This is a genomic window from Frankia sp. CcMO1 (assembly GCF_977945845.1).
In genome coordinates, this window is sequence record NZ_CDWTMG010000150.1 from 1 (window position 1) to 11,824 (window position 11,824).

Below are 11,824 nucleotides of genomic sequence, written 5' to 3' on the forward strand. Positions count from 1 at the left end.
GCCGCGGGCGGATCGACGACCACGACCAGCGGGGCTCGGGCCGCGGCGCGGGCCGGGTTCGCGGGCGGCGCCGGAGACGGAGACGGTCGCCACACAGGCAGATTGACCGGATGCTTGATCCCGACCAGCCCGATGGCACCGCTCACCGCGACCAGCGCGGAGCCCGCGACGGCCCGCTGCCAGGCCTGGGACTGGGCCTCCCCCGGCCAGTTCCGGCGCCGGGGCCGAGGGCGCCGTCCTGGCCGGCTGCCACGCCGGACCTCACCCTGAGCGGCTCGAGTGCGCGGGTTCGGTTCGCGCGACCGCGGCGACGGCCCGGGACTGACGCCGCCGGCGTCCCGTGCCGCCGGACTCGCGGGTGACGGCGGGGCCGACGTCCGGACATGGCGGCCGCGCCTGCGTTTCGTGGGCCGCGGCGCCTCCGGCTGCGACCGCGGGGGAGCTAGGGGACCAGCGCCCAGGCGGGCCACCTGCGGGTGGGCCCGTGGCTCCGGGGGCCCGGGCCTCGGGTAGTCCGGCAGTTCCGGCGCGCGGCGGACCGGACCGGGTCCGGTCCTGCTCTGGACGCCGGCGACGGTGAGATACCACTCCCCGGCGGGACGGCGGCGGCCTGTCCCGGGGCTGGAGGGGGGCGGGACGGACCGCACGGGGATGGCGGGGTCGGGATTCGGGTAAGGGAGGACCGGGACCGGACGCGCGGCGAGTGTGACCGGCTGCGGCGCGGGACCGCGCCCGCGGGCGTGAATGACGATGCGGTCCCGGGACCCGGGGGCCGCTCCGGCGTCAGGATCTGGCGAGGGGGCCGGCGGAGGGGCCGGCGGCATCAGCCGCCCGCCCCGCGCCACCGCAGGCCGCATCAGACAGGCACGCCGCAGCCGACCGGGTCGACCATGGCCGGCATGGCCGGCATGGCCGGCACGGCCGGCATGGCCGGCACGGCCGGCACGGCCGGCACGGCCGGCACGGCCGCCACGGCCGCCACGGCCGGTGGAGCAACCGTGGCCGTCCGCCGGGATGCCCGGACGGCCGAGGGGCCAAGTTTGTGGGCTGCCGGCGGCCGGCCCGACGGCGCCTGCGCCGGGACCGGCGACACCCTGCGGTCCCACAGCAGCGCGTCGGTGTCGTGCAGTTGCCGGATCTTGGATGCGCACTCGGGACAGGAGCCGAGGTGCTCCTCGACGCTGCGCCGATCCGTCGCCGCCGCCGTCCCCCGGACGAAGCGCACGATGGCACCGGACAGCCGCTGGCAGGTGGCGTTCCCGCTCGCGGCCATCGACGTCCGCAGGTACTCTTGCCGAAGCCCTTCCCGGGCGCGGTAGGCCAGCGACGTCAACGAGTTCGTGTTGATGCCCAGGTGCGCGGCTGCGACGTCCACGGGTCGCTCCTCGATCAAGGTCAGCCGGAGCACCTGCTGCCAGCGGTCGGGCAGGTTCCGGAACGCCTCCAGCACGAGGTCGCGATCAAATCGCTCCACGGGCGAGTCGTGGAAGGGCGCGGCCGCCTCCAGCACGGACACCTCGTCGGTGAGCTCCAAGCGTTTCTCGGCCCGGGTCCGGTCGTAGGCGGCGTTCCGCACCACGCGCAACAGGTACGGCCGGAAGCTCTCCCTCGGACCGAGCCCGCGGGAGAGGATGCCGAAGATCCGCAGGAAGGCGTCGGCGACGACATCGTCCTCGTCTGCTCTCTGTCGCACCAGTCTCCGGGCGTACGCGGTGGCCGCGGCGGCATGCCGTTGGTACAGAAGGGCGAAGCCATCCCTGCTCCCCTGGCGAACGGCCGCCATGAGCGCCCGGTCATCAAGGTGATGCAGTTCCTCCGCAGTCAACACGGTCTGTCTCCTTCTGAAACTTCGCTCCGGGTCGGATGGGGGTGGTCCCGTTCCGCAGCTGACCGTGCGGAAAGTGTGGCGCGAGGCGGGAGAACTCAGATCTGCGTGGATGCAGCGCCGCCGCGGCCCCGTCGGGCCTCCTCCGAGAGGAGCCTGGTGCCGGCGGGGCCGACGGGGCATCACAGGAACCCCTCAACCCTCTGACCGTGCGTACCGCAAGGGTTTCCCCGCGTGAGCCACCGGGAGCCACGCCGCGGCAGCGGGTCCGACGACGGGCACGGCTCAGGGAGCCGGTGGGGTCTCGCCCAGCAGCACGTCGAGTTGCTCCCGGGTCAGCAGGCCCTGGTCGATGACCATCTCCCGGACGCCCTCTCCGGTGGCCACCGCGCGTCGGGCGAGCTCGGTGCCGCGCGCGTATCCGATGTGCGGCGTGAGCGCGGTGAGCGTTGCCAGAGAATGCTCCACGAGGTCGTTCAGCCGGTCTCGGTCGGCGGTGATCCCCGACACACAGCGCTCGGTGAGCAGGACGCAGCCGGCCTTGAGGTAGGCGAGGCTGGTCAGCAGCGTGTGCACGATCAGCGGCTCGAAGGGGTTGAGCTGTAGCTGGCCACCCGCGGCCGCCATCGTCACGGTCGTGTCGTTGCCGATGACCGCGAACGCCACCTGGTTGACGGCTTCAGGAATGACCGGGTTCACCTTTCCCGGCATGATGCTGGATCCGGCCTGCTGGGCCGGCAGGTTGATCTCACCGAGTCCCGCGCGAGGACCCGACGACAGCAGCCGCAGGTCGTTGCAGATCTTGGTGAGCTTGACCGCAGTGCGCTTGAGCGCGCCGGAGAGGTGGACGAACACGCCCGCGTCCTGGGTGGCTTCGACCAGATCCGCGGCCGTGGTGACATCGATGCCCGTGAGTCTCGCCAGATGGCCGCGGGCAGTGGCCGCGAAGTCAGAGTGAGCGTTGATGCCAGTGCCGATCGCCGTCCCGCCCAGGTTGATCTCCTGGAGCAGCGCACACGCCTCGGTGAGCCGTTGGACGTCCTCGCCGATGGTGACCGCGAAGGCGCCGAACTCCTGCCCGAGCGTCATCGTCACCGCGTCCTGAAGCTGCGTGCGGCCGACCTTCAGGATGCCGCCGAACTCCACCGACTTCGCGTGAAATGCCGCCTGCAGCCCGAGCATTGCGTCCTGCAGCCGACGGGTGGACAGGCAGAGGGCGATCCGGACCGCGGTCGGGTACAGGTCGTTGGTGCTCTGGCTCCGGTTGACCTCCGCCAGCGGATCCAGGTGCTTGTAGTCGCCTTTGGTCCGGCCGAGCAACTCGAGAGCGCGGTTCGCGATGACCTCGTTGGCGTTCATGTTCGTCGACGTGCCGGCGCCGCCCTGCAGCACGTCGACCACGAAGTGCTCGTGCCACTTGCCCGCGCGGATCTCTTCGCAGGCCGCGACGATCGCGCCGGCTCTGTAGTCGTCGATGAGCCCGAGCTCCCGGTTGGCCATGGCGGCGGCCTGCTTGCAGACGGCGAGCGCGACCACGAGGTCAGGGTGCTTCGAGACGGGATCGCCGCTTATCGGGAAGTTCTCGACGGCGCGCCAGGTGTGGATCCCGTAGTACGCATCGGCAGGAATCTGGCAGCGACCGATCAGGTCGTGCTCGGCTCTGGATCGGGTGGTGGACACGGCTCTCCCTTGCGGCGCTGAAGAGGTTCCGCGGATAGGGGATGCGGGCCCTCTAGGAAAATGATTCGCCGGTGCGCGCCACCACGCCCGAGCCCGGTGCCGACGTGAATGACACCCGCCGCCGACGTCCCGGTTCCGTGGGCGGTGGTCCCCGGCGCCGTCGCCGGAGACCACCCCTTCAGGGGGTCCGGTCGGCGGTGACCGGACGGCAGGCACCCGTCCCGCCCGCCGTCGGACAGGCAGCGGGCACTTGACGGTAGCTACCGGTGGCGGACGTGGCACAGCCTCGTGACGTTGAAGTCCACGTCCGCTTCAGACCATGTCCGGAAGTGGCTGCCGAGGGGACGACCGGAACCTCACCCACCGCTTCGGCCGGGTGACGAAGAGTTGGCGTGTCCCGGACACGGCGGTCTTCGGCGCCCCGGCCCGCCTTGCCGGACGTCCCGCCGTTCAGAGAATGAGTCCCATCCCTAGGCCCCGAAAGGATGCGTTGTGAGCGACTGCGTGTGGTCCGGCCCAACGGCACGCCCTGGAGGGGATGACAGTGTCGACGCGTCCTGACGGACCCCTGGTCCGTCTATCGGGGGTGAACAAGTACTTCAGCGACCATCACGTGCTGAAGGACATCCATCTGAGTGTGGCCGCGGGTGAGGTACTCGTCATCATCGGCCCGTCGGGCTCGGGCAAGTCCACCTTGTGCCGCGCCATCAACCGCCTTGAGACCGTGTCGTCCGGCGAGATCGTCGTGGCCGGCCTGCCGCTGCCGAAGGAGGGAGAAGCTCTGGCACGGTTGCGTTCCGACGTCGGCATGGTCTTTCAGAGCTTCAACCTGTTCAGCCACAAGACCGTCCTCGAGAACGTGACGCTGGGGCCGGTCAGGGTGCGCGGCGTACCGAGGCGGGAGGCCGAGCAGGCCGCGGTGCGGCTGCTGGAGCGGGTCGGTGTGGCGAGCCACCGGTCCAAGTACCCGGCGCAACTGTCCGGGGGCCAGCAACAGCGCGTCGCCATCGCGCGTGCGCTGGCGATGGAGCCGAAGGTGATGCTCTTCGACGAGCCAACCTCGGCACTGGATCCCGAGATGGTCAACGAGGTGCTCGACGTCATGGCCGCCCTCGCCCAGGACGGAATGACCATGATCGTGGTCACGCACGAGATGGGATTCGCCCGCCGGGTCGCGGACCGCGTGGTCTTCATGTCCGATGGCGAGATCGTCGAGGAGTCCCTGCCGTCGGTGTTCTTCGCGCGGCCCGAGACCGAGCGAGCTCGTGACTTCCTGTCCAAGGTCCTCATGCACTGAACGTTCCGCCGCCGATCCGCACACCCGCTGCCGCCCGACGCGGACGGCGGGTCCCAACCACCTGACTAAGGGGCCGTACCGCCGTGAAGACCGCCGTGAAGACCACCGTGAAGCTTCGCCTGGTCGTCGCCGCCGGATCAGCCATCGCCGCCGTGGTCCTGTCCGCGTGCGGCGGGGGCAGGGGAGACTCGAACGTCCTCGTGGTCCCGAACTTCCCGGCAGGCACGACGATGGCGGAGCTCGCCGCCGACGGCAAGCTGACCGTCGGCGCCAAGTTCGACCAACGCGGCTTCGGCTTCAAGGGGATCGGAGCCGATCCCCGGGGCTTCGACGTCGAGATCGCGAAGATCATCGCCGCCGGTCTGGGCGTCGAACCCGAGGACATCACGTGGGTCGAGACCGTGTCCGGCGTCCGGGAGGAGGTCATCGAGCAGGGCAAGGTCGACGTCGTCGTCGCCACCTACACGATCAACGACGAGCGGCGGAAGCGGATCTCGTTCGCCGGTCCGTACTACACCGCCGGCCAGCAGATCATGGTGAGGTCCGATGACACCAGGATCACCGGACCGGAGTCGCTGCGGGCACATCCCGATGCGCGGGTCTGCTCCGTGACCGGCTCCACCCCTGCCGACAACATCAAGCCCTACCTCGCCTCGGCCGACCAGTTGCGCCTCCTGCCGAAGTACGAGGACTGCGAGGCCGCCCTCAAGAACGGCACCGACGGCATCGCCGGCGTGACCAGCGACAACGTGGTCCTGCTCGGCTTCGTGAGCGAGTCCGAGGGCGCCTACGAACTCGTCGGCGACAAGTTCACCGAGGAGCCCTACGGAATCGGCATCGCCAAGGGCGACACCGCGTTCTGCGAATTCATCGACGCGACACTCAAGAAGGCCCGGGACGACGGCTCCTACGCGAAGGCGTGGAACAGGACCGCCGCCCAACTGGCGGACGGCATCCCGGCTCCGGCCCTGCCCGAGGCCCTCCCTTGCTCCTGACGGCGACAGGACCACGGAACTCACGAGGAGCAGCATGAACGCGGTCTTCGACAATCTCCCCCTGTACGTCCGCGGCATCGTGACAACGGTTGAGATCTGCGTGCTCGCGGGCGGACTCGCCCTCGTGCTCGGAACCGTCGTGGCGACCTTGCGGATCAGTCCCGTGCCGATGTTGAGACTTGCCGGGACGTCATGGGTGAACGTGTTCCGCAACTGCCCGCTCACCATCGTCGTGTCCTTCTTCGTTTTCGGGCTCCCCGAGGCCGGGGTGAACGGCTCGTTCTTCGGTCTCGGGGTCTGCGCTCTGGCCGTCTACACCTCCGCCTTCATCTGCGAGGCCGTCCGCGCCGGCGTCAACTCCGTCGCGCCCGGTCAAGCGGAGGCTTCCCGGGCACTGGGGCTTCGGTTCGGGCAGTCCCTACGCCACATCGTCATGCCGCAGGCGTTCCGCAGTGTCGTCCCACCACTCGGCAGCGCCTACATCGCCATGATCAAGAACTCGGCCATCGTCGGCGCCTTCGGCGTCGGCGGCGAACTGTTCGGCGTCCAGGCAACCTTGACCGGCAGCCGCGGGTACGGCGCGCTGCCCGTGCTGACCGGCGTCGTCATCGGGTACCTGTTGCTCACTCTCCCCGCGGGCGCCTGCCTCGCGCTCATCGAACGCAAGGTGGCGATCGCCCGATGACCACGTCCGTCCTGTTCGACGTCCCCGGCCCGCAGGCCAAACGCCGCGCGGCCTTCCTCACCGCGCTCGCGGCGACCGGCCTCGTCGCCGTCGGATACCTGCTGGTCCGGCGGCTGTCCGCACAGGGCCAGCTCGACACCTCGTTGTGGTCCCCGCTGTTCAACCCCGGAGCCGAACTGTTCGGTCAGGTCTGGCAGGTACTCGCCATCGCGGGTCTGCGCAATCTGCAGGCCGCGTCGCTCGCGATGACGCTCTCGCTGGCCATCGGTTCGGCGCTCGCGCTGATCCGGGTGAGCGGTGGCCGTCCGGCCCGGGGCCTCGTGGCCGCCCTGGTCGAGCTCCTGCGCGGGATCCCGGTCGTCGTCACGATCTTCTTCGCCGCGCGGGTGCTGCCGGAACTCGGCATTAGCCTGTCGACACTCTGGTACCTGGTGATCGGGTTGACGGCCTACAACTCCGTGGTCATCGGCGAAATCATCCGGGCGGGTCTGGCAGCAGTGCCGCGCGGCCAGTTCGAGGCGGCGCAGGCAGTCGGGTTCACCCCCGGTCGCGCCACGAGGATCATCCTTCTACCGCAGGCGATCCGGATGATGCTGCCGGCCCTCATCTCACAACTCATCGTCACGCTCAAGGACACGGCACTCGGATTCATCATCGGCTACGAGGAACTGCTCCGAACGGCCAACCGGGTCGGCACCGAGCTGGACAACCCGCTCCAGAGCCTCCTGCTCGCCGGGGGGATCTTCGTGGTCTGCTGCTACGGCTTGAGCAAGCTCACAGAAGTCCTCGAACGCCGGTCGCTTTGAGGCGTCACCGCAGGTCCGTGGTGATGATGTTTTCAATGTTCCGCTCCGCCAGCGCGGTGATGGTGACGAACGGGTTGACACCGGTGCTGCCCGGGATGAGCGACCCGTCCATCACGTACAGTCCGGAGTACCCGGGGAGCCGGCCGTAGGCGTCCGTGGTCCGGCCGAGAAGGCAGCCGCCGAGAGGGTGGTACGTGAGGTCGTCACCCCAGATCTTGTTGCTGCCGAACAGGTCCGTGCGATAGCTGGTGCCCTGGCGGGCGTTGATGGCGTCGAAGACCCTCGCGGCGGCGTCGATCGAGGGCTGGTTCTGCCCGGTCCGCCAGGTGAGGTCGACGGCGCCGGTGCCGGTGTTGAAGACGAAGCTGCCGCGGTTGGGGTTCTTCGTGATCGCCAGGTAGAGGCTCATCCACAGTTCCACGCCCAGGGGGAACGGCGCGATCTCGGCGAACACCGGACCGGCGGGGTCGTCCCAGTTGTCGATGCCGATCGTCGGGATGCTGGACTGGAGCCCCCCGGTGGGGGCCCAGATCTGATTGGTCCGCGCGGCCATCACGTTTCCGTTGGTGCCCCAGCCCTGGCCCACGGTGCTCGGCAGGTCGGGCAGCATGCCCTGTGCCTTCATCGCGACGAGGAGCTTGCTGGTCCCGACGCTGCCGGCGGCGAAGAAGACCCGGTCGGCGACGACGGTCTTGACGGCGACCGTGGCGCCGGTGTCGCCCAGCTGGTCCATGGTGACCCGGTATCCGCCTCCGGCGGCGGGGGCGACGGAGGTGACGGCGTGCAGCGGGGTGATGTGCAGCCGCCCGGTGGCGGCCGCCGCGGCAAGGTAGCTCCTGTCCAGGGACCTCTTGCCGTGGTTGTGGCCGTAGAGGCCCTCACCGCCCAGGGCCGAGCGCGGTGCGAGGTCGGCCTGCTCCCGCGCCATGTACGAGAAGTCGTAGACGTTGGGCACGAACGTCGTGGCGAACCCTGCCTGGTTGGCCTGGTCGCGGCCCACGCGAGCGAACCGGTAGCACTCGGCCGTCTCGAACCACGTCGGGTCGACCGTGTTCACCCCGAGCGCCGCGTTGGCGCGCGGGAAGTACGTGGCGTACATCTGTCCGGCGTCCACCGAGGGGAGGATCTCCTCGAAGTAGGACCGCCGTGGTGTGACCGCCATGCCGCCGTTGACCAGGGAGCCGCCACCGACGCCGCGCCCTTGGTACACGCGGATCCCGGCGAAGTGCTCGGAATCGAGAACTCCCGTGTACCGGGCGATCGGCCGGTCCACCGGCAACCCGAGGAAGTGGTTCACCGGCTGGTCGGTGGTCCTGCGAAGCCAGTGCGAGCGGCCGTCGGGGAAGATCATGCCGGCGAAGACCTTGCCGTCCACGCCCGGGGTGTTCCACGCCCGGCCCATCTCCACCACGTGCGTGGTGATGCCGGCCCGGGTCAGGCGCAACGCCGCGACGGCCCCGCCGTACCCGCTGCCGATCACCAGGGCGGCCACGTGGTCGCCGTTCGCCAGGGCGGCGCCCGATGCCGTCGCGGCCCGCACGCTCGGCACGGCTGCGGCGGCAGCGCCCATCAGCACCGTGCGGCGGGAGATGCGCGGACGGGCCTGGCCACGTCGGGACGGGGCGCCTCGGTTCGCTCTGGTCATGGGTGCGTGGTCCATCCATTCCTGTCCGCCCGATGTCAGGGGCAGGGCTCAGCGTCGCCGCAGCCACAGGGTGCGGTCGTCGCGGGCGTCCGACTGGCCGGGAACGGTCACGATCTCGGCGATGACTCCGTCGGCCACAAGGTTCGCAACGAGCACGCCGAGTTCGGGATGGGCATTCTGGGCGGAGTCGTTGAGCGGGTGGAGTCGCACGTCGGGGGCGACTCGCAGGAGTTCGCGGATCGCCCGCAGGTGAAAGGACAGATCGAAGTGCTCAGGGTAGGTGAACAGCAGGAACCCGGAGACAGCCATCGCGAAGCTGTCGTCGGGGAAGGGCAGGTCGGGCAGCGCGGCATCCTTGTAGTGGCCGGTGCTCTGGACGCGGTCCCGGGTGATGTCGGCCAGGAAGGTCATGGAGCTGGCATGCCATTCCGGGAGCCGGGTCCACAACTGATCGCTGTCCAGGGGGAAGCGGTGGGGCTGGGAGGCGGTCCAGCGCCGGACCCGGGAGAGATCCCGCGCGATGCGTCGGGCGAGCGCAAGCGTGTTCTCTCCGTAGCAGGGGTCGACGCTGACAGCATGGCCGCCCAGCTCCCGGACCGTGGCGGCGAAGTCACTGGCACCACCGGGACAGTCGAGCACCGGGCCGTCGAGCACCAGATCCTCGGTCAGGGCGAACTGCGCCATGTAGTCGGCGAAGGGACGAGCACTGACGATCATGTCGTCGACGGCGGTGATACCGCGAGTGCTCATGCCAGTGGGCCGGTGTGCGAGGCGTCGCGCGCCATGGCGGCTGCCACCTGCGCGGAGGCGGGATTGAGGTAGTCGGGGTCGATGTGGATGTCGATGAGGACCACTCCCCGGTCAGGGTTGAGAGCGGGCGCGAGGAGGTTGAGATCGCCTGAACGGGTCAGGCGGTAGCTGTTGGCACCCATGGCCCGGGCAAGTGCCGCTAGGTCGGGGCCGGCGTACGTGGCGTGGTGCCGGGAGTGCCCCGCGCGGGCGAGGCTGTGGCGCTCCTGGCCGAATCCGTGATCGTTGAGGACGACGACCGTCAGAGGCAGGTGGTAGCGGATCGCGGTGTGGAGTTCGGCGGGGGTCATCATCAACTCACCGTCACCGGTGACGTGGAAGACCCGCTCGCCCCGCCTGGCGAAGCAGGCACCGATGGCCACCGGCAGAGCCTGACCGATGGCCCCGAAGTCCGTACTCACGCAGGTGAAGTCGCGGGATCCGGTTGCGGGCAGGTGCTGGCAGGCGGTGAGCGCGGCATGTCCGCCGCCGATCACCAGCGGCGAGCGCTCCGGCAACAGGGCGTGGAGGGCCTGGACGGCGTCCACCGGATGGATCGCAGCAGTTGAGTCCACGGGGCCGGCCGCCCGCCCCGGTGACTGCGCGAGCCGTTGCGCGAGGGTTCGGGGGGGCCCACTCGTGGCGGAGGCCACGCACTCGGTCCGGACGATCTCCTGGAGCAGCCCTCGAGCACCGGCTGACGCATCGGCACGAATGTCGGCGCGGTAGACGCTTCCGTCCGGAGGAGTGCTGGTGCCGATGCGGATGAGATCGGGCAGGGTCGTGCGCTGGAACAGGGCCGACGCCGCCAACGGGTGCATGGACGCGCCCACGGCAAGGAGCAGATCCGCCTCTGCCAGGACCGCGTTCGCCCGGCCGTCACCCATCGGGCCGACCACGCCTGCATCCAACTCCTCACCGGCGAAGAACCCGGCAGCCCGCAGCGTCGTCATGACCGGCGCTCTCAGCCGCCTCGCAAGCTCAATCAACGGTTGCCGGGCACCGAGTGCGCCGCGTCCGGCCAGCAGCGCCGGGCGGTGGGCACCCGCCAGCAGCGCGGCGGCGCGCACCAGTTCGGCCCTCTCGGCCGGCTCGGCCGGCTCGGCCGGCTCGGTCGGCTCGGCCGGCTCCCGCAGAGAACCAGGGCCGGCGACGCGGGTCGGCGCGGCACCTGACCCGTCAGCCGGGGCAGAGACTCTGCGCGACGGTCCAGTCATTTCCTGGACGTCCACCGGCAGGTGCAGGGCGTAGGGCCGGTCCTCGGCCATTGCCGTGGCCGCCGCGCAGAGAACCTCGTCCAGGTCGGCAGGATCGCCGACGCGCCCGCTGTCCCCGGCGCACAGCCGCGCGAACCGCTCCTGTTCGAAGCGCTGCGGATTGCGTAGGTCCTGATCGGGAACGTCACCGGCCAGCACGAGGACCGGTGACCGGTGTGACCGGGCGACCACCAGCGACGTGGCGGTGTTCGTCACTCCCGGCCCGGCGGTGACCGTCGCGACACCTGTACGCCCGCTGAATCGGGCGTAGCCGTCGGCCATTCCCACCGCGCTCGCCTCGTGCCGACAGTGAACCAGATGCAGACCCAAGCGTTCATCCAGGTCACAGATGAGCTCCTGGTTCGCCGCGCCCATCAGCGCGAATGCCGTCGTCGTCCCGGAATCCGCTACGGCGTCAGCGACGATCTCCCTGACCTTTTTCATGCCGTTTTCATCCCGCGCGACGCCTTTTCGTCCACACCGAAGAAAAGGTCAATACATACCCCAATCCCGATCTGTCGATTGCATGAATCTTCCACATAAACTCATCCTATTCGGGCTTCCAATACTTCGCCCGACCTGACCGATGGCGAGTCAACGCCATGTCTGACTCCCGCCAGGCCACGCGCGACGTCGGGCATCGCAGGTCCCGATCGGGCCAAGCCCGGATCCGGACATCGCCGACGACGACCGACGGGCGGATCCTCCTGGCACGATCGCCCACCGGGGGTTGCCGCCGGACCAGCGGACCCTCACCCGTGAAGCATCCCTACGAGAGAGACAGCGAGAACACCATGAACACCCTGACTCCCAAGTTCCGCCCGACCTGGACCAGAGTGATCCGAA

General features: G+C 69.7%; 10 protein-coding genes. 5 read left to right on the forward strand and 5 right to left on the reverse strand.

Annotated elements, in window-relative coordinates; translation table 11 throughout:
- Positions 1-856 precede the first annotated feature (856 nt).
- Positions 857-1,828 (reverse strand): sigma-70 family RNA polymerase sigma factor, encoded by a 972-nt coding sequence (locus tag AC08OU_RS16665; RefSeq protein ID WP_476605252.1) that lies wholly within the window; start codon positions 1,826-1,828, stop codon positions 857-859.
- A 282-nt stretch (positions 1,829-2,110) separates the two neighbouring features.
- Complete coding sequence (locus AC08OU_RS16670; protein WP_476605253.1) at positions 2,111-3,505, reverse strand: aspartate ammonia-lyase; 1,395 nt, start codon at positions 3,503-3,505, stop codon at positions 2,111-2,113.
- 538 nt (positions 3,506-4,043) lie between these two features.
- Between AC08OU_RS16670 and AC08OU_RS16675 the strand changes: the two genes are divergently transcribed.
- From AC08OU_RS16675 to AC08OU_RS16690, 4 genes are all read left to right on the forward strand, one after another.
- Positions 4,044-4,802, forward strand: a complete 759-nt coding sequence (locus AC08OU_RS16675) for an amino acid ABC transporter ATP-binding protein (RefSeq protein ID WP_476605254.1) — start codon at positions 4,044-4,046, stop codon at positions 4,800-4,802.
- An 83-nt stretch (positions 4,803-4,885) separates the two neighbouring features.
- Positions 4,886-5,797, forward strand: a complete 912-nt coding sequence (locus AC08OU_RS16680; RefSeq protein WP_476605255.1) for a glutamate ABC transporter substrate-binding protein — start codon at positions 4,886-4,888, stop codon at positions 5,795-5,797.
- A 34-nt stretch (positions 5,798-5,831) separates the two neighbouring features.
- Entirely contained in the window at positions 5,832-6,482 is a 651-nt protein-coding gene (locus AC08OU_RS16685) for an amino acid ABC transporter permease (protein ID WP_476605256.1), read from the forward strand.
- Complete coding sequence (locus AC08OU_RS16690) at positions 6,479-7,288, forward strand: amino acid ABC transporter permease (protein ID WP_476605257.1); 810 nt, start codon at positions 6,479-6,481, stop codon at positions 7,286-7,288. Before AC08OU_RS16685 ends, AC08OU_RS16690 begins: the two co-directional genes overlap by 4 nt.
- A 4-nt stretch (positions 7,289-7,292) precedes the next feature.
- Here AC08OU_RS16690 and AC08OU_RS16695 read toward each other — a convergent pair whose 3' ends face one another.
- The 3 genes from AC08OU_RS16695 to AC08OU_RS16705 are packed head-to-tail and all read right to left on the reverse strand — an operon-like array spanning position 7,293 to position 11,422.
- Positions 7,293-8,933: a GMC oxidoreductase gene (locus AC08OU_RS16695; protein WP_476605258.1), complete on the reverse strand. Its 1,641-nt coding sequence runs from the start codon at positions 8,931-8,933 to the stop codon at positions 7,293-7,295.
- Positions 8,934-8,981: 48 nt separating this feature from the next.
- Complete coding sequence (locus tag AC08OU_RS16700) at positions 8,982-9,683, reverse strand: hypothetical protein (protein ID WP_476605259.1); 702 nt, start codon at positions 9,681-9,683, stop codon at positions 8,982-8,984.
- The gene (locus tag AC08OU_RS16705; protein WP_476605260.1) at positions 9,680-11,422 is read right to left on the reverse strand and encodes a thiamine pyrophosphate-binding protein; all 1,743 of its coding nucleotides are present in this window, start codon (positions 11,420-11,422) and stop codon (positions 9,680-9,682) included. The genes AC08OU_RS16700 and AC08OU_RS16705 overlap by 4 nt, the downstream gene beginning before the upstream one ends.
- Before the next feature lie 158 nt (positions 11,423-11,580).
- On the opposite strand from AC08OU_RS16705, the gene AC08OU_RS16710 reads away from it, so the two are divergent.
- Positions 11,581-11,824: hypothetical protein (locus AC08OU_RS16710; RefSeq protein ID WP_476605261.1), on the forward strand; the 244-nt coding region annotated here is incomplete at its 3' end.

Coding starts and splice junctions, on each gene's coding strand:
- AC08OU_RS16675 (WP_476605254.1), top strand. CDS start 4,044: ATGACAGTGTCGACGCGTCCTGACGGACCCCTGGTCCGTCTATCGGGG.
- AC08OU_RS16685 (WP_476605256.1), top strand. CDS start 5,832: ATGAACGCGGTCTTCGACAATCTCCCCCTGTACGTCCGCGGCATCGTG.
- AC08OU_RS16690 (WP_476605257.1), top strand. CDS start 6,479: ATGACCACGTCCGTCCTGTTCGACGTCCCCGGCCCGCAGGCCAAACGC.
- AC08OU_RS16695 (WP_476605258.1), bottom strand. CDS start 8,933: ATGACCAGAGCGAACCGAGGCGCCCCGTCCCGACGTGGCCAGGCCCGT.
- AC08OU_RS16700 (WP_476605259.1), bottom strand. CDS start 9,683: ATGAGCACTCGCGGTATCACCGCCGTCGACGACATGATCGTCAGTGCT.
- AC08OU_RS16705 (WP_476605260.1), bottom strand. CDS start 11,422: ATGAAAAAGGTCAGGGAGATCGTCGCTGACGCCGTAGCGGATTCCGGG.